Here is a 21486-nt window from a genome sequence, read left to right on the forward strand (position 1 = left end):
GGGTAGGATCGTGAGCCGTCGGCAGCACGACGAATCCACCCGTCGAGCCCTGTGACGAAAGGACCACGCATGAGCACGGATCTCCCCGAATCGGACACCGAGGACATCGTCTTCGGCGACGATGACGGCGTCCTCTACGACGAAGAGGTCACGCCGGAGTTCGGCATCCTCGGCTTCACACTGCGTGAGCTGCTGATCGTGGGCGTCTGGTTGCTGTCCTTCGTCTTCTCCTTCTTCCCGCTGATCGGCGACCTCTCGCTGTGGGGCGTCGGCATCCAATGGATACTCCCGATCGCGCTCCCGACTGTCGCCGTTTTCCTTCTCGTGCTGCGCCGCTTCTCGCCCGACGGCATCCGCAGGGTCGGTTCGCTGGGGATCGATCAGTTCGCCTCGGTCGCGTTCTCCGTGTCAGCGGTGGTCTGGGCCGGTAGCCTGTGGCTCGCGATCTCCGCACTCGTCTCCGGAGGCGCCTGGAGCCTTCCGTGGAACGGGGTCGCCATGGTGATCACCTCTCTGGCCCTCGTCGTCCTCACCGTCTTCGCTCCGATCATCCCGGGGCTGAAGGAAGACTTCCACGGTCGTCTGGTGACTCTCGCGCACCGCAACGCGAATCCGGTGCGTCCGGTCATCGCGCGGCCGCGTCCTGAGCCTGCGCCGGCAGCGGAAGAACCGTCCGGCGAGTGGGCCGAGGCATCGCCTGCGGGGTCCGACTCGTCCGCACCCCTCGAGGGGACAGAGGCGCAGGCCGACGGCCGGACAGATGTCATCGTCGATGGTGCGAAACCAGCGCTCGTGATCCCGATCGATGTCGAGCCCTCCGGGAGGCAGGCGACCGACGAGATCGCCCGATTCGACCTCGCCGAGCAGGTGCCGCTCACTGCCCACGCCTCGGGCGGCGGCATCGGTACCGAGCAGGAGTCCTCGGATGAGGAGTATGTGCCCGCCTACTCGCGTCGTTCGCGCGGTCAGGAACCCGAGATCGTCTCGGACACCGGGAGCATCGAGTCGCTTCTGGAGACGGCGGCGACGTATGAGACCGACGTCGTTGCGGAAGAGCCGGCGCCGCTGGTGTTGGAGGGCGTCTCCGACGCCGACCTCGAAGCGACCAACCCTCGCGAGGCGGCCCCCGCCGCTCAACCGTTCTGGATCCTCGCTCCCTCGGAGCGCGATGTCCACGACGAGCGTGGTGAACCGCTGTTCCGCATCGGCCCGAGCGCGTGGGCACTGGTGATCGAAGATCGTGGGGGTGCGTTCGTCGTGCGACATGACGACGGACGGATCGGCTACCTCCACGACATCTCCGACATCACGAAGGGCTGAAATGCGCACCATAGACCTGCGAGGGCGCGAGCTCTCGCCCGCAGGCATGCTCGCCGCGGTACCCCGGGCCACCCAGGCGCGTGCCGAAGCGCTCGAAACCGCTGCGCGGATCGTCGAGGACGTGCGCGACCGTGGCGAGGACGCTCTTCGCGAGCAGGCCGGACGATTCGACGCCGTCACGGATCACGCCGTACGAGTGCCCGCCGAACACATCACCGCAGCGCTGGCTGAACTCGCTCCCGAGGTCAGAGGCGCGCTCGAGGAGGCGATCCGCCGAGTGCGTCTGGCCTCCGCCGCGCAGGTTCCGGCAACACAGGTCACCCGGATCGGGGACGGGGCCGTCATCACGCAGCGGTGGCAGCCGGTGCACCGCGTGGGGGTCTACATCCCCGGCGGCAAGGCCGTCTACCCGTCCAGCGTGATCATGAACGTCGTGCCCGCGCAGATCGCCGGGGTCGAGCAGATCGCGTTGGCATCGCCGCCGCAGTCGGATCAGGGCGGGCGGATTCACCCGACCATCCTCGCGGCGGCGGCTCTGCTGGGAGTGACGGAGGTATACGCGATGGGCGGTGCCGGAGCGATCGGCGCCCTGGCGTACGGAGTGCCGTCGCTGGATCTCGATCCCGTCGATGTCGTCTCCGGTCCCGGCAACAACTACGTCGCGTCCGCGAAGCGCGCGGTCGCCGGTGTGGTCGGCACGGACTCGGAGGCCGGGGCGACCGAGATCCTCGTCGTCGCGGATTCCCACGCGGATCCGCGACTCATCGCCGCCGATCTCGTGAGCCAGGCTGAGCACGACGAGCAGGCGTCCGCGGTGCTGGTCACCGATGCGGCCGAGCTCGCCGAACAGGTCGCCGTCGAGGTGGAGCGCATGGCAGCGAGAACCCGCCACAGTGAGCGTGTCGCCGCCGCTCTCTCGGGACCGCAGTCCGCGATCGTCCTCGTGGATGACAGGGCCATGGCCACGGCGTTCAGCAACGCCTACGCGCCGGAGCACCTCGAGCTGCACCTCGTCGACGCCGAGGATGCCGCCGCCGACTTCACCAGTGCCGGTGCCGTGTTCGTCGGCGACCAGACGCCGGTCAGCCTCGGAGACTACATGGCCGGCAGCAACCACGTGCTGCCGACCGGGGGACAGGCGCGTTACGCCCCGGGTCTCGGGTCGTACACGTTCCTCCGTCCGCAGCAGGTCATCTCTTACGACAGGGCTGCGCTGGCTGCCGTGCGTGCCGGAGTCGTCGCCCTCGCCGACACCGAGGTGCTCCCCGCACACGGTGAAGCGATCGAGGCCCGTTTCACCGCGTAGGATCGGTCAGATGCACTGCCCCTTCTGTCGACACCCCGACTCCCGCGTCATCGATTCACGCACCAGCGACGACGGGCTCTCGATCAGGCGCCGTCGACAGTGCCCGGAGTGCGGTGGCCGTTTCACGACGACCGAGACCGCGAGCCTCAACGTGATCAAGCGTTCCGGCGTGATGGAGCCGTTCAGTCGCGAGAAGGTCATCACGGGCGTGCGGAAGGCATGCCAGGGCCGTCCGGTCACGGAGGGCGACCTCGCCGTGCTCGCACAGCGCGTGGAAGAGGCCGTGCGCCAGACCGGTGTCTCGCAGCTCGACACCAACGAGATCGGTCTCGCGATCCTCGGCCCGCTGCGTGAACTCGATGAGGTCGCGTTCCTGCGCTTCGCCAGCGTCTACCAGGCGTTCGACTCCCTCGAGGACTTCGAGGCCGCGATCACCGATCTGCGTGCCGACCACACGAAGAGGGAGTCCGAGGAGCGGTAATCTGGCAGGGATGTATCCGCTGCTCTTCCGCGCTGTCCTCTCGCGCTTCGATCCCGAGTTCGCCCACCACGCCGGCATGGCGGTGATCCGCGTTCTCGGCGTGCCCCCGTTCTCGTGGGCCACGCGTGCGATCACTCGTCCCGACCCGTCGCTGCGCGTCGAAGCGCTCGGTCTCACGTTCCCGTCACCGTTCGGCGTCGCCGCAGGTTTCGACAAGAACGCGGTGGGTGTGCGGGGACTCGCGGCTCTCGGCTTCGGGCACGTGGAAGTCGGCACCGTGACCGCGATACCGCAGGATGGCAACCCGAAGCCGCGGCTCTTCCGTCTCATCGCGGACCGTGCCGTGATCAATCGGATGGGCTTCAACAACGCGGGTGCGGATGCAGCGGCACGTCGTCTCGCACGCCTGCGTCGCGGGGCTCCCGACACGATCATCGGCGTCAACATCGGCAAGAGCCGAGTCGTCGAGGTCGAGGATGCGACGGCCGACTACGTGGCCTCGGCGACGCGGCTGGCTCCGCTCGCCGACTATCTGGCCGTGAACGTGTCGTCTCCGAACACCCCGGGCCTCCGGGGACTGCAGGCCGTGGAAACGCTCGCGCCGCTGTTGCGCGCCGTGCGCGAGGCAGCCGGGGCCACTCCGCTGCTCGTCAAGATCGCACCGGACCTCTCTGACGAGGAGATCACGGCGATCGCGCAGATGGCGGTAGCCGAGGGGCTCGCAGGAATCATCGCTCACAACACCACGATCAGCCGAGACGGGCTGCTCACGGATGCCGCCACAGTCGAGGCTGCCGGAGCGGGAGGTCTGTCCGGAGCGCCGTTGAAGAAGCGCTCGCTCGAAGTGCTCCGCGTGGTGCGCGAAGCGGTTCCTTCCGACTTCTGCGTGATCGCCGTCGGGGGAGTGGAGGCGCCGTCCGACGTGCAGGAGCGCCTCGATGCGGGGGCGACCCTCGTGCAGGGCTACACCGCTTTCCTGTACCGCGGTCCGTTCTGGGGCCGCGAGATCAACAGGGGACTGCTCAGTCGGGGTACTGGCCGCGCTTGACCTGCGGCTTCGGCAGACGCATGAAGCGCATCTGGAGCGCGCGCATCGCGGCGTACCATCCGAGGCCGCGCTCGAGGCGATCCTTGCCGAACTTCGCCGCGGCCTTGCGCTTGACCCGCATGCCGAGCAGGACCATGCCGCCGATGGCGATGACGAGGTAGCCCATCATGACGATGTAGGCGTAGAACGAGATGACCGTGTTGGCCGGAACGAGCGAGGCGAGGATGACCAGCACCATCACTCCCATCACGAACTCGGCCGGGTGCCAGCCGGCGTCCACGTAGTCGCGCACCCAACGGCGCTGCGGGCCCTTGTCTCGGACAGGGAGGTACTTCTCCTCGCCGGCGGCCATGCCGGCCTGGGCGCGGGCACGACGTTCGTTGAGGTCCGCCTTCGCGGCCGCCTTCGCTTCCTTGGTGTTGGCGACCAGGGGGCGGCGACGTGCTGCCTCCTGCTCCGCACGGGTCGGCGTCGCGCGCCCCTTGCCGACGGCAGTCGTCTCGGGGGCGTCGTCGTTCGTGGAAGGGGAGGCAGGGGTAGTGGACACGGAGTTCCTCGGTTCGCCGGCGGGGGATCACCTTAAGATTACTCGCATGACCTCTCCTGTTCCTCCCCGTGAGTCCGATGCCGCTGTCCTCGAGGCGGTGGCGACCGGAATCCCCGCAGCGCTGTCGGATCTCGGTCACCTCGTTCGCATTCCGGGGATGGCCTGGCCCGCGTTCGATCAGACCCAGCTGCAACGCAGTGCGGATGCCGTGGCGGCCCTGGCATCGGACACTGGGGTCTTCGACGAGGTGCGCGTGCTCCGCGCATCGATCCCGGGCACCGAGGAGCAGGGACAGCCGGCCGTCCTCGCCACCCGCGCGGCACGCAACGGCAAGCCCACCATCCTGCTCTATGCGCACCACGACGTGCAGCCTCCTGGGGATGACGCCCTGTGGGAGACGCCGCCGTTCGAGCCGACCGTACGCGACGGGCGTCTCTACGGACGTGGAGCGGCAGACGACAAGGCCGGGATCATGTCGCACATCGCCTCGATCCGTGCGGTGAGCGAGGTGCTTGGCGATGACCTCGAGCTCGGTATCGCGATGTTCATCGAGGGCGAAGAGGAGTATGGATCCCGTTCATTCGCCCAGTTCCTCTCCGACAACAAGGATGCGCTCCGCGCTGACGCCATCGTCGTCGCGGATTCCGGCAACTGGGATTCCGTGACTCCTGGTCTCACCGTCTCCCTCCGCGGCAACGCGCGCTTCACGATGCGCGTGCGCACCCTGGACCACGCCTCGCACTCCGGGATGTTCGGTGGCGCGGTGCCCGACGCGATGATGGCGACCGTGACGTTGCTGTCCACGCTGTGGAACGCCGACGGCTCGGTGGCGGTCGAGGGAATGGCGGAGCGCGATGCGCCGACGCCGGACTACACCGAGGCGACTCTGCGCGATGAGGCCGGACTTCTGCCCGGCACCACTCCGATCGGTGACGGGACGATCCTCAGCCGCATCTGGAACAAGCCGTCGGTCACGGTGATCGGTATCGATGCCACGAGCGTCGCGGCGGCGTCCAACACGTTGCTCCCCGAGGTGACCGTCGTGATCAGCGCTCGCGTCGCCCCCGGGCAGACCGGTCAGGAAGCCTACGACGCACTCGAGAGTCACCTTCGTGCGCATGCGCCGTTCGGAGCAGAGCTCACGTTCTCGGATGTCGATCTCGGCGACGGCTTCCTGGTGGACACGAGCGGCTGGGCGGTCGCCCTCACCCGCGACGCCATGCGTGACGGCTACGGAGTCGCTCCGGTCGATCTGGGCGTGGGGGGATCGATCCCCTTCATCGCCGATCTGGTGCGAGAGTTCCCGGCTGCACAGATCCTGGTCACCGGTGTCGAAGATCCCCATTCGCGGGCACACAGCCCGAACGAGTCGCTGCACCTCGACACGTTCCGTCATGCGGTCGCGACCGAGGCGCTGCTGCTGGCCCGCATGAATGAGGCGGAACTCTGAGCCTCACAGCGTCTGCGGCGGTAGAATCATCCGAGAAGCCGTGCACCTGCGGCCCGTCACAAGGAGCGACATGAGCGACACCACACTCTCCCCAGAGACCACCCGCGCACACGGCGTCACCCTGACCGACGCTGCTGCCACGAAGGTGAAGAACCTCCTCGAGCAGGAAGGCCGCGACGACCTGCGTCTGCGTGTCGCCGTGCAGCCGGGCGGATGCTCGGGCCTGATCTACCAGCTGTACTTCGACGAGCGCTATCTCGAGGGCGACGAGACGGTCGACTTCGACGGCGTCGAGGTGATCATCGACAACATGAGCGTCCCGTACCTCGACGGTGCGGCGATCGACTTCAAGGACACGATCTCCGAGCAGGGGTTCACGATCGACAACCCCAATGCAGCGGGCAGTTGCGCGTGCGGCGACAGCTTCCACTGATCCTCGCTCTGCCGACTCGGCCGCCGTCACCATCGGTGACGGCGGCCGTTCTGGTTCCACAACCTGCGTGGATGGCATGAATCAGGTGTGAGGTTGCCCTAGACTTGGGTGTGCTCTGTTCGCGATCTGAAAGGTGCATCGTGCCCTCGAAACGCAGCCTTCGTTGGGCCGCCCTCCCTGTGGGAGTTGCGGCAGCCTTGGCCCTGGCGGGATGCTCTCCCACCGAGCTGAACGGCTTTCTTCCGGGCTTCGTGGAGGGTGGACCCGCGGCCACCAACCAGACCGAGCGTGTCTCGTCGCTCTGGGTCAACTCGTGGATCGTGCTTCTCGCCGTCGGCATCATCACCTGGGGCCTGATGGCCTGGGCGGCGATCGCCTACCGCCGTCGCAAGGGCCAGACCGGTCTCCCGGTGCAGATGCGCTACAACATGCCGATCGAGATCTTCTACACGATCGTGCCGCTCATCCTGGTTCTGGGCATGTTCTTCTTCACCGCCCGCGATCAGACGGAGATCGAGGCCAAGTGGGACGAGCCCGACGTCGAGATCACCGCCATCGCGAAGCAGTGGGCGTGGGACTTCCAGTACGACGGTGACGAGAAGGACAACTCCGACGCCGTGTGGACCATGGGCATCCAGGCCCAGCCCGACAAGGACGGCAACATCGATCAGGCGCAGCTGCCGACACTGGTGCTGCCGGTCGACAAGAAGGTCACGATCAACCTTCAGTCGCGCGACGTCATCCACTCCTTCTGGATCATCGACTTCCTGTACAAGAAGGACATGTTCATCGGGAAGGACAACTCCTGGTCGTTCATCCCCACCCGTGAGGGCGAGTACGCCGGCAAGTGCGCCGAGCTCTGCGGTGAGTACCACTCGATGATGCTCTTCAACGTGAAGGTCGTCTCGCAGAGCGAGTACGACTCCTACCTCGCGTCGCTCGAGGAGCAGGGCAACACCGGTGACATCACCGGCGCCTACGACCGTCTCTCGAACCTTCCGGGGACCACCCCGAAGACCGACACCGAGGAAGGAGGGGAGTAAGCCATGTCGACCACAGAAGCTCCCCGTACCGACGAGTCTCCCCGCTCGCGTCCCCAGACTCTGCCCGCACGCCAGGCCGCTCTCATGAGCTCCTCGCGCGTCGAGCAGAAGGGCAACATCGTCGTCAAGTGGATCACCTCCACCGACCACAAGACCATCGGGTACATGTACCTGATCGCGTCGGTGATGTTCTTCCTCCTCGGTGGTGTGATGGCACTGGTCATCCGTGCCGAGCTGTTCGCGCCGGGCATGCAGATCATCCCGACCAAGGAGCAGTACAACCAGCTGTTCACGATGCACGGCACGATCATGCTGCTGATGTTCGCGACGCCGCTGTTCGCCGGCTTCGCCAACGCGATCCTGCCCCTGCAGATCGGTGCCCCTGATGTCGCCTTCCCGCGTCTGAACGCCTTCGCCTTCTGGCTCTTCCTGTTCGGCTCCACGATCGCGGTGGCCGGCTTCCTCACCCCGCAGGGCGCGGCGTCCTTCGGGTGGTTCGCCTATCAGCCGTTGGCAGGGGCATCGTTCTCGCCGGGTGCGGGTGGAAACCTCTGGATGGTGGGTCTCGGCATCTCCGGATTCGGAACCATCCTCGGTGCCGTCAACTTCATCACCACGATCATCACGATGCGTGCCCCCGGTATGACGATGTGGCGCATGCCGATCTTCTCGTGGAACACGCTCATCACGAGCCTCCTGATCCTGATGGCGTTCCCGGTGCTTGCCGCAGCCATCTTCGCCGCGGCGGCCGACCGCATCCTCGGTGCTCACATCTACGACCCGGCCAACGGCGGCGTTCTGCTCTGGCAGCACCTGTTCTGGTTCTTCGGTCACCCCGAGGTGTACATCATCGCGCTGCCGTTCTTCGGTATCGTCTCCGAGATTTTCCCGGTCTTCAGCCGCAAGCCGATCTTCGGATACAAGACCCTCGTCTACGCGACGATCGCCATCGCCGCTCTCTCGGTCGCGGTGTGGGCTCACCACATGTACGTGACGGGCTCGGTCCTGCTGCCGTTCTTCGCGCTCATGACGATGCTGATCGCCGTGCCGACGGGTGTGAAGATCTTCAACTGGATCGGTACCCTCTGGCGAGGGTCGGTCACCTTCGAGACTCCGATGGTCTTCGCCCTCGGGTTCCTCGTGTCGTTCGTCTTCGGTGGTCTGACCGGTGTCATCCTCGCGGCTCCGCCGCTGGACTTCGCCCTGTCCGACTCGTACTTCGTGGTCGCCCACTTCCACTACGTGGTGTTCGGAACCGTGGTGTTCGCCATGTTCGCCGGCTTCTACTTCTGGTGGCCGAAGTGGACCGGACGCATGCTGAACGAGCGCCTCGGCTACGTGCACTTCTGGCTTCTGTTCATCGGTTTCCACATGACCTTCCTCATCCAGCACTGGCTGGGCGTCGACGGCATGGTGCGTCGTTACGCCGACTACTCGGAGGCCGACGGCTGGACCTGGCAGAACCAGGTCTCGACGATCGGTGCCATCATCCTGGGCGCTTCGATGCTGCCGTTCTTCCTGAACGTCTGGATCACCGCCCGCAAGGCTCCGAAGGTCACGGTCAACGACCCGTGGGGCTACGGCGGATCGCTCGAGTGGGCGACGTCCTGCCCGCCCCCGCGTCACAACTTCACGTCGATCCCGCGCATCCGCAGCGAGCGGCCTGCGTTCGACCTGAATCACCCGGAGGCTGCGGAGTTCGCCACGACGGCTCCCGGCGAGCGAGAGGCCCACTAAGTCATGCGCGACAACGTCATTCTCTGGTGGATCCTGACGGCGTTCTTCGCTCTCGTCGGAGTCGTCTACACCGGTTGGCACATCCTGGCCACACCGAACGACAACTTCGCGATGCGAATCGAGTGGGTCGGTACGGTCGCCCTGTTCTTCGCCGCCTTCATGGCAGCGATGATCGCGTTCTATCTCGATCGCACTCACAAGGCGCAGCGTGGTGAGCTGCCCGAAGACATCCTGACGTCCGACATCGACGACGGTGACCCGGAGCTCGGCGAGTTCAGCCCGTGGTCCTGGTGGCCCATCGTCCTCGCTGCCTCGGCGGGAGTCTTCGTGGTGGGGCTCGCGGTCGGGCACTTCCTCCTGCCCATCGGCCTCGCGATCTTCGTCGTCGCGATCGTCGGCTGGGTGTACGAGTACTACCGCGGCAACTTCGCCCGCTGACCCAGCTGCACGGAAGAAGGCCCCCGGAGGAATCCGGGGGCCTTCTTCGTGCGCCGGGGCTGTGATCAGGCGTGGGCGCGGATGCGTGCGATGCCGGTCAACGGATCCACGGGGCGGTGGTGGACGCCATCGCTGTCTTCGACCGCGTAACCCTCCCGGACCCAGTACTCGAAACCGCCGATCATCTCGCGTACGGCGTATCCGAGGCGGGCGAACTCGAGCGCGCCCTTGGCGCCGGCGTTGCAGCCGGGGCTCCAGCAGTAGACGACCACGTCCGTACCCTCGGGGATCTCGGCGGCAGCACGCGAGGCGATCTCGCTGTAGTGCATGTGCACGGCACCAGCGATCCGCCCCTGGGCCCACGCCTCGTCGGAGCGGACGTCGACGACGACGATGTTCTCGCCGGCCTTGAGCGCCGCGTGCACATCGCTGGGGTCTGTCTCATAGGTCAACTTGGCTGCGTAGAACTCGGCACGATCGATCATGATTCCAGCCTACGGAGACACGCGAGAACCATCCGGTGGAATCCAGCCGCTCAGCGACGGATTGCGGTCAATGCCGGAGCCGGGGGTATACGCCAGCCAGGGCGGCCGGGCGAGGTCAGCGGCAGAAGTGCCGTCGTCGATCGCGGCGCGTTCGACGATCGACGTACTGCTACCGATCGGAGCACAGCCGTGGATCAGAGCACAGCCGTGAATCAGAGCACAGCCGTCATCTGCGTGCGCGGTCCGTGCTCGAAGAGGCCCAGCGCGGATTCGACCTGGACCAGATCTCGGAGCAGTGGGGTGTCCGGCTCGCTCACGACGAAGCCGCAGGACGTGTAGAAGGGGGCGTTCCAGGGCACGTCGATGTAGGTCCGAAGGGTGATCTCGGTATGACCCCGGTGGCGCGATTCCGTGAGCGCGGCCGTGACGAGCTCACGACCGATTCCCTGGCGTCCGTAAGAGGGAAGCACCGAGAGCTGCTCGAGATGCGCGTGGCCGTCGAGCTCCAGCACGTGCACGAAGCCCACGACGACCGGCGTCGTGGTGGTCCCGTCGTGGTGTTCGGCGACGAGGACGAAGCCCGGCATCGACGCGCGTTCCTGCGGGGGCGTCGGGGGAGGCCAGTCGACGGCTCCGAACCGTTCGATGAGGAGGGCATCGGCGGCCACTTCGATCTGTTCCGTTGCCGCGTCATCGTCGGGCGCGGCCGGGCGGACGACGACGTTGATGCTCATTCGGCGACAGCCGCGATCGCTTCGATCTCGACCAGCTGCTCGTCGTAGCCGAGCACCGTCACGCCCAGGAGCGTGCTGGGCACGTCGTGCGCGCCGAAAGCCGCATGGATGACATCCCAGGCCGCGACGAGGTCGGCCTGCGATGAGGAGGCCACGAGTACCCGCGTGCTGATGACGTCGGTGATGGTCGCGCCGGCGATCTCGAGCGCCCCCTGGAGGGTCTCTACGCACTTGGCCGCCTGAGCGGCGTAGTCACCGGGTGCAGCAGTCGTGCCATCGTCGTTCAGCGGGCACGCGCCGGCGAGGAAGATCAGGCGTGAGCCGGCCGGTGCGGTCGCGGCGTAGGCGTAGGGGACTTCGGCGAGGGCGGTGCCGCGGATCAGCTGGACGACGGACGACATGGATCGATCCTCTCATTCGGGGATTAACGATGAAGGCCCCGTCCGCAGGGACGAGGCCTTCATCAGTGGGGGAGTGGCGACTACTCGCCATCCTCCGACTTCTTGCGAGGCTTCTTCACCGGCTCGGTCGCGATGACCGTGCTCGGCGTGTTCGGCGTCTCGTCGACGTGGGTCTCATCGACCGTGAGCGGGGCGTCAGGGAATCCTGCGCGCTCGTGGGCGCCCTGGATCTCTGCAGCCTCGGTCTCGTCGTTGTGAGCCGTGACGTGGTGCTGGTGAGCATCCGCCGCCTCGACCTCGGCCTGCGTGAGCGGGGCGAGACGGTCCTCGAAGAACCAACGGGAGATCGAGGAACGGAGGTTCTCGGTCCACGGGATGCGGCCCTTGTCATTGGGGCGCACCACGAGGGGCTCGTAAGTGTCGACGTCGATCAGCTTCCAGCGGTCGTACTTGTCGACCGGCTGGTGCACCTCGATGAACTCGCCTCCGGGGAGGCGGACGATGCGGCCGGACTCGAAACCGTGCAGAACGATCTCGCGGTCCTTCTTCTGCAGCGCGATGCAGATGCGCTTCGTGACGAAGTAACCGAGGATCGGCCCGAGGAAGAGCAGGGCCTGCAGCGTGTGGATCACGCCCTCCATCGTGAGCATGAAGTGCGTCGCGATGAGGTCGGACGATGCTGCAGCCCAGAGGACGGCGTAGAAGATGACGCCGGCCACACCGATCGCCGTGCGCGTCGCGGCGTTGCGCGGGCGCTGTGCGATGTGGTGCTCGCGCTTGTCTCCGGTGACCCACGCCTCGATGAAGGGGTAGATCGCCACCGCCACGATGAACAGGCCGAGGACCAGAACCGGGGCGATGATGCCGAACGACCAGGTGTGGTCGAGGAAGACGATGTCCCAGTTCGACGGTGCCAGACGCAGGGCGCCGTCGGCGAAGCCGATGTACCAGTCGGGCTGGGTGCCGGCAGAGACAGGGGACGGGTCGTACGGACCGTAGTTCCAGATCGGGTTGATCTGGAAGAACGTCGCGATCAACACGATGGTGCCGAAGACGATGAACAGGTATCCGCCCATCTTGGACATGTACACCGGCATCATCGGGTAGCCCACGACGTTGTCGTTCGTGCGGCCCGGGCCGGCGAACTGCGTGTGCTTGTTGATGATCATGAGCATCAGGTGCACCACGATCAGCGCGATGACGAGCATCGGCAGCAGCAGGATGTGCAGCGTGTACAGGCGTCCGACGATGTCGGTACCCGGGAACTCGCCACCGAAGAGGAGGAACGAGGTCCAGGTGCCGATCAGGGGGAGACCCTTGATCATGCCGTCGATGATGCGGAGGCCGTTGCCCGAGAGCAGGTCGTCGGGAAGCGAGTATCCGGTGAAGCCCTCGGCCATCGCGAGGATGAAGAGGATGAAGCCGATCACCCAGTTGAGCTCACGCGGCTTGCGGAAGGCACCGGTGAAGAACACACGGAGCATGTGCACGCCGATGCCGGCGATGAACACGAGGGCGGCCCAGTGGTGGATCTGCCGGACCAGGAGTCCACCGCGCAGATCGAAGGAGATGTGCAGCGACGACTCGAGCGCCGCGGACATCTCGATACCCCGCATCGGAGCGTAGGCGCCGGTGTAGTGGGTCTCGACCATGGACGCCTGGAAGAAGAACGTCAGGAAGGTTCCGGAGAGGAACACCACGACGAAGCTCCAGAGCGCGATCTCGCCGAGCATGAACGACCAGTGGTCGGGGAAGATCTTGCGTCCGAGCTCCTTGACGAAGCCGGAGAGGCTGGTGCGCTCATCGATGTAGTTCGACGCGGCACCGACGAAGCGACCGCCGAGGGGCGCTTTGGTGTCCTTGTCCTCTTTGGACAGCGTTGCGGTGCTCAATGGCGCTCCCAGAAGCTCGGGCCGACGGGTTCCTTGAAGTCGCTGCGTGCGACCAGGTAGCCCTCGTCATCGACGGTGATGGGCAGCTGCGGCAGCGGACGAGCCGCCGGGCCGAAGATGACCTTTGCATGGTCCGTGACGTCGAACTGCGACTGGTGGCACGGGCACAGCAGGTGGTGGGTCTGCTGCTCGTACAGAGCCACAGGGCATCCGACGTGCGTGCAGACCTTGGAGTACGCGACGATGCCGTCGTAGGACCAGTCCTTGCGGTCCTCGGCCTCGATCAGCTGCTCGGGGCGCAGGCGCATCATCAGCACGATGGCCTTGGCCTTCTCTTCGAGGTAGCCGTCGCTGTGGCTGAGGGTGGCGAGTTCCTCCGGGATCACGTGGAACGCCGAACCCAGGGTGACGTCAGCCGCGCGGATCGGGGTGCCGTCGGGATCGCGCACCAGGCGCGCACCCTCTTCCCACATGGTGTGCTTGAGCAGCACGACCGGGTCGCCCGCGGTGGGGTCTTCCGGAGTGGAGTGCGGCGCCAGGCCACGGAACAGCGTCACGCCGGGGATGATCGAGGCGACGATCGCGGCGAAAAGCGAGTTGCGGATCATCGAGCGACGGCCGAAGCCTGACTCTTCATTCGCGTCGGAGAAGGCCTTGATGGCCGCTTCGCGCGTGGAGTCCTTGCCACGGGTGGGGTGGCGGTGCTCGATGAACTCCTTGTCGGACATGAGGGCCTTGGACCAGTGGATGGCACCGATGCCGAGGGCCAGCAGCGCGAGCGCGATGCCGAGACCGATGAAGAGGTTGTTCTGCCGGATGTCGATGAGCGCGCCGCTCTCGATCGGGAACAGCATGTAGGCGGCGACCGCCCAGATGCTGCCGGCGAGCGAGAGATAGAACAGCGTGTAGACAGTGCGGACAGCGGCCTTCTCGGCGCGCGGGTCCTTATCGGTCATCCGCTCGCGGTGCGGCGGAAGCCCGGGGTTCTGCACGGGATCGCTGACTGCGACACCCAGCCCCGGAGAGGGCTGGTAGGCCCTGTCAAGAGCCTGCGAGTCGTCGTCGTGTGCCATGGTGCTCCTCGTACGTTCCTCTTCGATGATTAAGCGTCAGTTGGACTTCGCCGTGATCCACACGGTGACGGCGACGAGCGCGCCGATACCGAAGATCCACACGAACAGGCCTTCGGAGACCGGACCGAGCGAGCCCAGCGAGAAGCCACCGATCTGCACGGACTGCTGCTGGAAGAGCAGCGCCGAGATGATGTCTCGCTTGTCCTCGTCGGACAGGTTCATGTCGCCGAAGACCGGCATGTTCTGGGGGCCGGTGACCATGGCGGCATACATGTGCAGCGCGCTGGTCTCGCTGAGTCCGGGGGCGTACTTGCCCTCGGTGAGCGCTCCACCCGCGGCGGCCACGTTGTGGCACATCGCGCAGTTGACGCGGAACAGCTCGGCGCCGTTGGAGACATCGCCCTTGCCGTCGAGGATGTGGTCCGACGGGAACGTCGGGCCGGGAGCCTCGGACTGGACGAAGGACGAGATCGCGAGGATCTGGTCCTCGGTGAACTGCGGGGCCTTCTGCGGCGCCTGGGGGCCCTGCATCTGCAGAGGCATGCGGCCGGTCGAGAGCTGGAACTCGGTCGCCAGCTCACCCACGCCGTAGAGGCTGGGGCCGTTGGCGGTTCCCTGCAGGTCGAGACCGTGGCAGGTGGCGCAGTTGGCCGTGAACAGCTTCTTGCCGTCCTCCACGGTCAACTGCGAGGTCGCCGCGGACTGGGTGTCGGTCGCGGCGAACGCAGCGGTCGCGCCGGCGTACACGGCGCCGGTGATCATGAGGCCTGCGCCGATGAGCGCGGCCGCCGCCAAAGGGCTGCGACGACCGCTGGAACGGCGCTTCTTCTCTCGTGCCATCTCGGGGATCAGCTCCGCTCTTATTTCAGGAAGTAGATAACGAGGAACAGCACGATCCAGACGACGTCGACGAAGTGCCAGTAGTAGGACACCACGATCGAGGAGGTCGCCTCCTTGTGCCGGAAGTTCTTGACGGCGTATGCGCGTCCGATGACGAGCAGGAACGCGACCAGTCCGCCGGTGACGTGCAGGGCGTGGAAGCCCGTCGTCAGGTAGAACGCGGAAGCGTACGAGTCAGCGCTGATGGGCATGCCCTCAGCAACGAGCTGGGCATACTCCCAGACCTGGCCGGAGACGAAGATCGCGCCGAGGGCGAAGGTGAGGAAGAACCACTCGACCATTCCCCATCCGAACAGGCGACGGCGTCCGGCGCCGTTCTTCTGTCCCTTGCCGATCTTGTAGGGCTGCAGGTCCTCGGCCGCGAACACGCCCATCTGGCACGTGAACGAGGAGAGTACGAGGATCGCAGTGTTCACTGCGGCGAACGGGACGTTCAGCAGCTCGGTCCGGGCCGCCCACAGCTCCGGGGAGGTGCTGCGGAGGGTGAAGTAGATCGCGAAGAGTCCCGCGAAGAACATCACCTCACTGCCGAGCCACACAATGGTGCCGACAGCTACCGGGTTGGGCCGCTTAATCGTTCTCGCCGCCGGGGCATACGTCGCTGAGGTCGTCACCCCTCCATTATGGCCGATCCGCGGGCGTGATTCTTGCACCAGCGACCTTCGAGTTGCCGGTCGACGACTTAGGAGACCCTAAGAAAACACTGCGAATACCCGGTGAATCCGCGGGAAACAAGGGGTGGGGGTGGGGTGCACGTGTGTTCGGAAGCATCTGCATGTTTTCTCTGCGCCGATAGGATCGCACACATGGCTGATTCCCTGACCTGGTCCGACGTGCTCACCTCTCTTCTGGAGCGTCGCGATCTCAGCGTGTGGGAGTCGACGTGGGCCATGCGGCAGATCATGCAGGGCAGCGTCACGGAGGCCCAGCTGGCAGGATTCCTCGTCGCTCTTCGTGCCAAGGGGGAGACGATCGACGAGATCGTCGGCTTCCGCGACGCGATCCTCGAGGCCGCGGTCCCTCTTCCCGTCTCTCCTGATGTGCTCGACATCGTCGGGACGGGCGGCGACCGCGTCGGCACGGTGAACGTCTCGACCACGGCGGCGATCATCATCGGCGCCACCGGCGTGCCCGTCGTCAAGCACGGCAACCGTGCCGCGAGTTCGGCATCCGGATCCTCAGACGTGCTCGGTGCTCTCGGCCTCGAACTGTCACTCGACCCCGCCGCCGTCGCATCCATCCTCGACCGCACCGGGATCACCTTCGCGTGGGCGGGCGCGTTCCACCCCGGCTTCAAGCACGCAGGATCCGTCCGCGCGGAGCTCGGGGTTCCCACCGTCTTCAACATGCTCGGGCCGCTGTGCAACCCCGCGCGCGCCGAAGCAAACGCCGTGGGCGTCGCGCAGATCGAGCGCGTACCGCTGATCACCGGCGTCTTCCGGACCCGCGGCGCGACCGCGCTGGTGTTCCGAGGCGACGACGGACTCGACGAGCTCACCACGACCGGCCACAGCCGCATCTGGGAGGTCACCCGCGGGGACATCCACGAGCACGACCTCGACCCCCGTGACCTCGACATCCCGATCGCCGACCTGGCCGACCTGATCGGCGGATCTCCGCAGCACAACGCGGAGGTGCTTCGACGGACGCTGGCGGGGGAGACCGGGGCGGTGCGCGACATCGTGCTGCTCAATGCGGCGGCGGGCATCGTCGCGTTCGAACTCTCCCAGGACGCCATGCAGGTGCAGCGCCCGATCCTCGAACGACTGCGCGAGGGGTACGACAAGGCATCGGCGGCGGTCGACGACGGCCGTGCCCTGGCCAAGCTCGACCAGTGGATCTCCGTCAGTCGCGAGCTGGCGGCCCCGAAGGAGTGACCGTGGATCCCGTCGACGCCCTGCTGGAGATCGCCTCTCTTCTGGAGCGCGAGCGGGCCTCACGGTACCGAGCGAAGGCTTTTCGTCAGGCTGCCGCGACCCTGCAGGATCTCCCGGACGACGTCCGGGCCGATCCCACCCGCCTGAGAGCGGCGAAGGGCATCGGAGAATCCACCTTCGCGGTGATCCGTCAGGCGCAGGCCGGGCAGGTGCCGGACTACCTCGTCGAGCTGCGTGGCGACGTCGAACCTGAGCGTGTCTCGCTGCTGCGCACGAAGCTGCGCGGCGACCTGCACGCTCACACCGACTGGTCCGACGGCACTACTCCCATCTCTGTCATGGCAGCGGCAGCTCGCGCGTTGGGCCATGAGTATCAGGCGATAACGGATCACTCGCCGCGTCTTCGGGTGGCCAGAGGGCTCTCGGCCGAGCGGCTTCGGGAGCAGATGCCCCTGGTGCGTGCGGAGTCCGGTGACGGCTTCACCCTGCTCGCCGGCATCGAGGTCGACATCCTCGAGGACGGTGCTCTCGACCAGGAGGACTTGCTTCTCCGCGAACTGGACATCGTCGTGGCATCGGTGCATTCGAAGTTGCGGATGGACTCGCGTCCGATGACCGCACGCATGATCGCCGCGGTGTCGCACCCCAGGGTGAACGTGCTCGGGCACTGCACCGGGCGCCTGGTGCAGGGGGAACGAGGGACCCGCCCGGAGTCGGCGTTCGACGCGGCTGCGGTCTTCGCCGCCTGCGCGGACAACGGGGTGGCGGTCGAGATCAACTCGCGCCCCGAGCGTCAGGATCCGCCGGATGAACTGATCGCTATCGCGCTCGAAGCCGGATGCCTGTTCTCCATCGACTCGGATGCGCATGCTCCCGGTCAGCTCTCGTTGCTGGATCACGGCGCGGAGCGAGCCGAGCGCGCGGGGATTCCCGCCTCCCGGATCGTGACGACCTGGGGACTCTCCCGGCTTCTCGCCTGGGCGGAATAGGTGCAGCTGCGGTTGACCGGGGGTCAGCCGGACGCGAGGGCGGCCTTCGACACCGCTGCCACCGCGCGCGTCATCGAGCCGCCGAGGTTCCACTTCTCGGCGAGAGCCGTCGCCGCATCGACCTCCGCGGGATCGAGCACCCGCAACGGGATATCGGGCGTCGTGATGGGAAGCGACGTGGCGACGGCGACCACGGTGGGGGCCACATCGAGGTAGGCGGATGCGGCCAGCACCTTCGCCCGCACCCCGGCGCTCATGCCCTCTCCGGCCTCGGCGGCCGCGCGGATGCCCTCGAGATCGGCGTGGGTCTGCAGCAGCGTCGCGGCGGTCTTCTCACCGACCCCGACCACACCGGGAAGACCGTCTGAGGCGTCGCCGCGCATGGTGGCGAAGTCGGCATACTGCGAGGGGAGCACCCCGTACTTCGCGACCACGGTCGCATCGGTCACGACCTCGAGATTGCTCATGCCGCGCGCGGTGTAGATGACCCGCACATCGCGGGAGTCGTCGACGAGCTGGAACAGATCGCGGTCTCCGGTGACGATGTCGACCGGCATCGTCGCTCCGGTCGCGAGCGTGCCGATGACGTCGTCGGCCTCGTGCTCCGCCACCCCGATGATCGGGATCCCGATCGCGGCGAGCGTCTCCCGGATGAGGGGGATCTGCGCTTCGAGGGGGTCGGGGACCTCTTCGATGTCAGGTCCGACCTCGACGACCTCGACGACACGGTGCGTCTTGTAGCTGGGGATCAGATCGACGCGCCATTGCGGGCGCCAGTCGTCATCCCAGCAGGCGATGACATGGGTGGGCTCGTAGAGCGTGACGAGCTTCGCGATGATGTCGAGCAGACCGCGCGCCGCGTTGATCGGAGCGCCGTCGGGCGCCGTCACCTTGTCGGGGACGCCGTAGAAGGCGCGGAAGTAGAGGCTGGCGGTGTCGAGCAGCATGAGGCGATCGGTCACCAGCACAGTCTGGCACGGGCGTGCGACACGGGCCGGTGGTCGCGGGCCGGAGAGTGAGACGATCCGCGCGGTTGCGACACTCACGGGTATGACAGCTTCTCTTCGCACGTTCTCGTCCCTCGCCCTGGGCGGGGTGGTGCTCGCTGCGGCACTGAGCGGATGCGCCATGTCGGCGGGGACCTCTCCTGTCCCGGAATCGACGTCCGCTCCGGACACCTCCGACACGACGTACGCACCGCAGGCGGCATGGCTGGATGCGACGTCGTTCGTCGTGAAGACGTGGGGCGATGCGTGCGCTCCGCAGATCGGGGACATCGTCGCGGGGGACCAATCGCTCGAGCTCGTTCTCGTCGACGGCACGGATGAGGTGTGCGCGGCAGTGCAGACCGCTCACGGGATGTACGTCGGGCTGCCGGCGGCATTCGATTCCTCGCGACCTGTCGAGCTGACAGTGACGGATCCCGGGGGAGAGACCACGGAACTGACGCTTCCCGGACTCGTGTCAGGAGAGATCATCCCGGCCGATCGGATGCCCGAGCAGACACCCGCGGCGGCATGGATCGACGCGCATGAACTCGCGGTCCTCACCTGGGGATCGTCGACCTGCATGCCTGCCTCCGGGGCCGTCGAGGCCGTCAGCGAGAACGAGGCGATCGTTCGGCTCGAGGAGAGTGCGAACGAGGTCTGCACGATGGATCTGGTTCCGCAGATCACGTTCGTGACGGCGGAGGGCATCGACCAGGACGCGAAACTGACGCTCGCCGGGTACGTCGATGCGGGCGGCGCCCCGGTCGTCGTGACCGTCGCGCGCTAGCCCTTCTTCGATGTCGCTCAGCAGCCTGGGGCCGATGGGCGCTGTTCGCAGGTGAAGGCCACGAGTGCGGTGTGAGCCTCGAAGATGCGTGTTTCCCGCGCGGGACCCGCGATCGCGAGTGTGCCGGCGACCGGGAACCAGCCGCCGCCGAGGTCGACCTCCGCGGCGTAGCGGACGCTGACATGCGCCTGGTACGTGCCGCGCTCGCGATAGACGTGGCTCGTCACGGTCGGGGTGAACGGCGCCTGACCGAGCGCCGACCAGGTCTGTCCGCCGGTGCTCGATGTCGCAGAGGTGCCGTCGCCGTGCACGAACTCATAGTCGACAGGTGTGAACCGCACCGAGAGAGGGGTGCCGAGAAGGGTGCCCGAGCGCGTGTGCGCGGACGCCGCCGCGACGAAGTTCGTCGGCATCCCGGCCACACCGACGTTGTCGGGCTCGCCGACGTTCGCGACCGGATCGGGAGCGAATTGTGCGAGGTCGTCGATCGTGATCGCCGGGGCGGCGGGCTCGTCCGTCGCCGGTGGCGGGGGTGACGTCGGTTCCTCGTCGACCGCGGCGCGAAAGCAGCTGCGGGAGCTGTTCCAGTCGTCGAGACACGAATCGAAGTCGAACTCGTGCACCGGGAAAGCCGGAGAGGTCGGGGTGGACGGGGACCCTCCGCCCGGGGCGTTGTTGTGTGGGCTGCCGGAAGAGGGCTGGGTCTGGGTTCCGGAGATGACGACGCTTGTGTTGTTGTCATTGCCTACTGCAACGTCGGCTCCCCCGACACCGCCGCCATCGCTACGGGTGGCTAGCGACAGAAGCACGACGGGCAGCAGGAGCGATCTCATCCAGCGCATGCGACATCAGCATCTCGATCCGCGCGATCGACGAGCATCCGTCCATCGGACACGATGAACGTGACGCGGAGCTGGTTTAGATCGGGGCGGTCGGACGGTGTCACTGGGTTGCCGGATGGGTCAACAACGTCCGAGCCGCTCACATCAACGCACACCGCCGCTTCGACCTCTTCGAATGGTGCCTCGGCACTGATTCCGTCGAATCCGACGACGGCCATCTGGCCCGTGAACGCATAGTCTTTGGCGTGGAGTTGGGACAAAGTCTGACGGTCCGCTGCTTCAAAATCGCCGCTGGTTAGGTCGAACACTGGCTCGAAAGTGTCCGGGTTGCTGAGATCAACTGAGTTCAATGCGTCCGTGTAGGCCCGGTACGTCGCCTCCGCGGCGGCGAAGGCTTCTTCTTCCGAGGCGAAGGCTGCGGTCGGCGTCGGCGTCGGCGTCGGAGCCGGAGTCGGCGCGCAGCCCGCGAGTGCCACGGCAACGGCGACCGTCGCGAGAGCGCCGAGGTGACGGGAAGTGGCGAGAGGAGGAGTCGGCGAGATCACCCCGTCACGGTAGCCCGGAGCGCGTCGGGCCCGGGGGAGTTATCCACAGGTCGGCGCCCGTCGGAATCCGACTCCTGCAGTATCCGAACTTCTGATAGCCTTAACCGTCACTCGTGGCGTGCATGCGCGTGCCCTCGTGACGAGAAAACCAAAATCCAACTGCTGTGAA

General features: G+C 66.5%; 23 protein-coding genes. 12 read left to right on the plus strand and 11 right to left on the minus strand.

The window, feature by feature from the left end; genetic code table 11:
• The first annotated feature begins 69 nt into the window (after positions 1-69).
• From MicroSTF_RS00510 to MicroSTF_RS00525, 4 genes are read left to right on the plus strand one after another with little or no spacing between them, the layout of a single operon-like run.
• A complete protein-coding gene (locus tag MicroSTF_RS00510) occupies positions 70-1320 on the plus strand; it encodes a hypothetical protein (RefSeq protein WP_322952814.1) in 1251 nt (416 codons plus the stop codon).
• A 1-nt stretch (position 1321) separates the two neighbouring features.
• Positions 1322-2626 carry a histidinol dehydrogenase gene (gene hisD / locus MicroSTF_RS00515; RefSeq protein WP_322952816.1) on the plus strand — a complete coding sequence of 435 codons (1305 nt, stop codon included), beginning with the start codon at positions 1322-1324 and terminating at the stop codon, positions 2624-2626.
• A gap of 10 nt (positions 2627-2636) precedes the next feature.
• Complete coding sequence (gene nrdR, locus MicroSTF_RS00520) at positions 2637-3107, plus strand: transcriptional regulator NrdR (protein WP_021201559.1); 471 nt, start codon at positions 2637-2639, stop codon at positions 3105-3107.
• Positions 3108-3117: 10 nt separating this feature from the next.
• Positions 3118-4155, plus strand: a complete 1038-nt coding sequence (locus MicroSTF_RS00525) for a quinone-dependent dihydroorotate dehydrogenase (protein WP_322952819.1) — start codon at positions 3118-3120, stop codon at positions 4153-4155.
• On the opposite strand, the gene MicroSTF_RS00530 is transcribed toward MicroSTF_RS00525, so the two are convergent.
• A complete protein-coding gene (locus tag MicroSTF_RS00530) occupies positions 4130-4702 on the minus strand; it encodes a DUF3043 domain-containing protein (protein WP_029264925.1) in 573 nt (190 codons plus the stop codon). The two genes, MicroSTF_RS00525 and MicroSTF_RS00530, sit on opposite strands and share 26 nt — an antisense overlap.
• Positions 4703-4748: 46 nt before the next feature.
• Between MicroSTF_RS00530 and MicroSTF_RS00535 the strand changes: the two genes are divergently transcribed.
• The 5 genes from MicroSTF_RS00535 to MicroSTF_RS00555 all read left to right on the plus strand — a co-directional run bounded on the left by MicroSTF_RS00535 (position 4749) and on the right by MicroSTF_RS00555 (position 9803).
• Positions 4749-6152: a dipeptidase gene (locus MicroSTF_RS00535; RefSeq protein ID WP_322952821.1), complete on the plus strand. Its 1404-nt coding sequence runs from the start codon at positions 4749-4751 to the stop codon at positions 6150-6152.
• A 70-nt stretch (positions 6153-6222) separates the two neighbouring features.
• The gene (erpA, locus tag MicroSTF_RS00540) at positions 6223-6585 is read left to right on the plus strand and encodes an iron-sulfur cluster insertion protein ErpA (RefSeq protein WP_017830247.1); all 363 of its coding nucleotides are present in this window, start codon (positions 6223-6225) and stop codon (positions 6583-6585) included.
• A gap of 140 nt (positions 6586-6725) precedes the next feature.
• The gene (coxB, locus tag MicroSTF_RS00545) at positions 6726-7628 is read left to right on the plus strand and encodes a cytochrome c oxidase subunit II (protein ID WP_029258335.1); all 903 of its coding nucleotides are present in this window, start codon (positions 6726-6728) and stop codon (positions 7626-7628) included.
• Positions 7629-7631: 3 nt separating this feature from the next.
• Positions 7632-9365 carry a cytochrome c oxidase subunit I gene (gene ctaD / locus MicroSTF_RS00550; protein WP_021201554.1) on the plus strand — a complete coding sequence of 578 codons (1734 nt, stop codon included), beginning with the start codon at positions 7632-7634 and terminating at the stop codon, positions 9363-9365.
• A gap of 3 nt (positions 9366-9368) precedes the next feature.
• The gene (locus MicroSTF_RS00555) at positions 9369-9803 is read left to right on the plus strand and encodes a cytochrome c oxidase subunit 4 (protein WP_021201553.1); all 435 of its coding nucleotides are present in this window, start codon (positions 9369-9371) and stop codon (positions 9801-9803) included.
• Between the two features lie 65 nt (positions 9804-9868).
• Here the strand turns inward: MicroSTF_RS00555 and MicroSTF_RS00560 are convergent, their stop codons facing one another.
• The 7 genes from MicroSTF_RS00560 to MicroSTF_RS00590 all read right to left on the minus strand — a co-directional run bounded on the left by MicroSTF_RS00560 (position 9869) and on the right by MicroSTF_RS00590 (position 15806).
• Complete coding sequence (locus MicroSTF_RS00560) at positions 9869-10288, minus strand: rhodanese-like domain-containing protein (protein WP_029258334.1); 420 nt, start codon at positions 10286-10288, stop codon at positions 9869-9871.
• A gap of 212 nt (positions 10289-10500) precedes the next feature.
• Positions 10501-11022, minus strand: coding sequence for a GNAT family N-acetyltransferase (locus MicroSTF_RS00565; protein ID WP_292769134.1), 522 nt, complete (start codon positions 11020-11022; stop codon positions 10501-10503).
• Positions 11019-11423 (minus strand): RidA family protein, encoded by a 405-nt coding sequence (locus MicroSTF_RS00570; RefSeq protein ID WP_322952825.1) that lies wholly within the window; start codon positions 11421-11423, stop codon positions 11019-11021. The genes MicroSTF_RS00565 and MicroSTF_RS00570 overlap by 4 nt, the downstream gene beginning before the upstream one ends.
• An 80-nt stretch (positions 11424-11503) precedes the next feature.
• Complete coding sequence (locus MicroSTF_RS00575; RefSeq protein ID WP_021201549.1) at positions 11504-13315, minus strand: cytochrome b; 1812 nt, start codon at positions 13313-13315, stop codon at positions 11504-11506.
• Entirely contained in the window at positions 13312-14388 is a 1077-nt protein-coding gene (locus MicroSTF_RS00580; RefSeq protein WP_021201548.1) for a ubiquinol-cytochrome c reductase iron-sulfur subunit, read from the minus strand. The genes MicroSTF_RS00575 and MicroSTF_RS00580 overlap by 4 nt, the downstream gene beginning before the upstream one ends.
• Positions 14389-14424: 36 nt before the next feature.
• Complete coding sequence (locus MicroSTF_RS00585) at positions 14425-15228, minus strand: c-type cytochrome (RefSeq protein ID WP_029258331.1); 804 nt, start codon at positions 15226-15228, stop codon at positions 14425-14427.
• A gap of 20 nt (positions 15229-15248) precedes the next feature.
• Complete coding sequence (locus MicroSTF_RS00590) at positions 15249-15806, minus strand: cytochrome c oxidase subunit 3 (protein WP_208323613.1); 558 nt, start codon at positions 15804-15806, stop codon at positions 15249-15251.
• A gap of 288 nt (positions 15807-16094) precedes the next feature.
• Here MicroSTF_RS00590 and trpD point away from each other — a divergent pair, with 288 nt between their 5' ends.
• Positions 16095-17165, plus strand: coding sequence for an anthranilate phosphoribosyltransferase (gene trpD / locus MicroSTF_RS00595; protein ID WP_029258329.1), 1071 nt, complete (start codon positions 16095-16097; stop codon positions 17163-17165).
• Between the two features lie 2 nt (positions 17166-17167).
• The gene (locus MicroSTF_RS00600) at positions 17168-18154 is read left to right on the plus strand and encodes a PHP domain-containing protein (RefSeq protein WP_322952831.1); all 987 of its coding nucleotides are present in this window, start codon (positions 17168-17170) and stop codon (positions 18152-18154) included.
• Between the two features lie 23 nt (positions 18155-18177).
• Here MicroSTF_RS00600 and MicroSTF_RS00605 read toward each other — a convergent pair whose 3' ends face one another.
• Positions 18178-19116: a 5'-3' exonuclease gene (locus tag MicroSTF_RS00605; protein WP_322952833.1), complete on the minus strand. Its 939-nt coding sequence runs from the start codon at positions 19114-19116 to the stop codon at positions 18178-18180.
• Between the two features lie 88 nt (positions 19117-19204).
• On the opposite strand from MicroSTF_RS00605, the gene MicroSTF_RS00610 reads away from it, so the two are divergent.
• Positions 19205-19930, plus strand: coding sequence for a hypothetical protein (locus MicroSTF_RS00610; RefSeq protein ID WP_322952835.1), 726 nt, complete (start codon positions 19205-19207; stop codon positions 19928-19930).
• Positions 19931-19947: 17 nt separating this feature from the next.
• On the opposite strand, the gene MicroSTF_RS00615 is transcribed toward MicroSTF_RS00610, so the two are convergent.
• Positions 19948-20553: a hypothetical protein gene (locus MicroSTF_RS00615; protein WP_322952837.1), complete on the minus strand. Its 606-nt coding sequence runs from the start codon at positions 20551-20553 to the stop codon at positions 19948-19950.
• A 206-nt stretch (positions 20554-20759) separates the two neighbouring features.
• A complete protein-coding gene (locus MicroSTF_RS00620) occupies positions 20760-21317 on the minus strand; it encodes a hypothetical protein (RefSeq protein WP_322952839.1) in 558 nt (185 codons plus the stop codon).
• Between the last annotated feature and the right edge of the window lie 169 nt (positions 21318-21486).

The organism is Microbacterium sp. STF-2 (assembly GCF_034650155.1).
GTDB lineage: Bacteria > Actinomycetota > Actinomycetes > Actinomycetales > Microbacteriaceae > Microbacterium > Microbacterium maritypicum_A.

Coding starts and splice junctions, on each gene's coding strand:
- MicroSTF_RS00510 (WP_322952814.1), top strand. CDS start 70: ATGAGCACGGATCTCCCCGAATCGGACACCGAGGACATCGTCTTCGGC.
- hisD (WP_322952816.1), top strand. CDS start 1,322: ATGCGCACCATAGACCTGCGAGGGCGCGAGCTCTCGCCCGCAGGCATG.
- nrdR (WP_021201559.1), top strand. CDS start 2,637: ATGCACTGCCCCTTCTGTCGACACCCCGACTCCCGCGTCATCGATTCA.
- MicroSTF_RS00525 (WP_322952819.1), top strand. CDS start 3,118: ATGTATCCGCTGCTCTTCCGCGCTGTCCTCTCGCGCTTCGATCCCGAG.
- MicroSTF_RS00535 (WP_322952821.1), top strand. CDS start 4,749: ATGACCTCTCCTGTTCCTCCCCGTGAGTCCGATGCCGCTGTCCTCGAG.
- erpA (WP_017830247.1), top strand. CDS start 6,223: ATGAGCGACACCACACTCTCCCCAGAGACCACCCGCGCACACGGCGTC.
- ctaD (WP_021201554.1), top strand. CDS start 7,632: ATGTCGACCACAGAAGCTCCCCGTACCGACGAGTCTCCCCGCTCGCGT.
- MicroSTF_RS00555 (WP_021201553.1), top strand. CDS start 9,369: ATGCGCGACAACGTCATTCTCTGGTGGATCCTGACGGCGTTCTTCGCT.
- MicroSTF_RS00560 (WP_029258334.1), bottom strand. CDS start 10,288: ATGATCGATCGTGCCGAGTTCTACGCAGCCAAGTTGACCTATGAGACA.
- MicroSTF_RS00565 (WP_292769134.1), bottom strand. CDS start 11,022: ATGAGCATCAACGTCGTCGTCCGCCCGGCCGCGCCCGACGATGACGCG.
- MicroSTF_RS00570 (WP_322952825.1), bottom strand. CDS start 11,423: ATGTCGTCCGTCGTCCAGCTGATCCGCGGCACCGCCCTCGCCGAAGTC.
- MicroSTF_RS00580 (WP_021201548.1), bottom strand. CDS start 14,388: ATGGCACACGACGACGACTCGCAGGCTCTTGACAGGGCCTACCAGCCC.
- MicroSTF_RS00585 (WP_029258331.1), bottom strand. CDS start 15,228: ATGGCACGAGAGAAGAAGCGCCGTTCCAGCGGTCGTCGCAGCCCTTTG.
- MicroSTF_RS00590 (WP_208323613.1), bottom strand. CDS start 15,806: ATGTTCTTCGCGGGACTCTTCGCGATCTACTTCACCCTCCGCAGCACC.
- trpD (WP_029258329.1), top strand. CDS start 16,095: ATGGCTGATTCCCTGACCTGGTCCGACGTGCTCACCTCTCTTCTGGAG.
- MicroSTF_RS00610 (WP_322952835.1), top strand. CDS start 19,205: ATGACAGCTTCTCTTCGCACGTTCTCGTCCCTCGCCCTGGGCGGGGTG.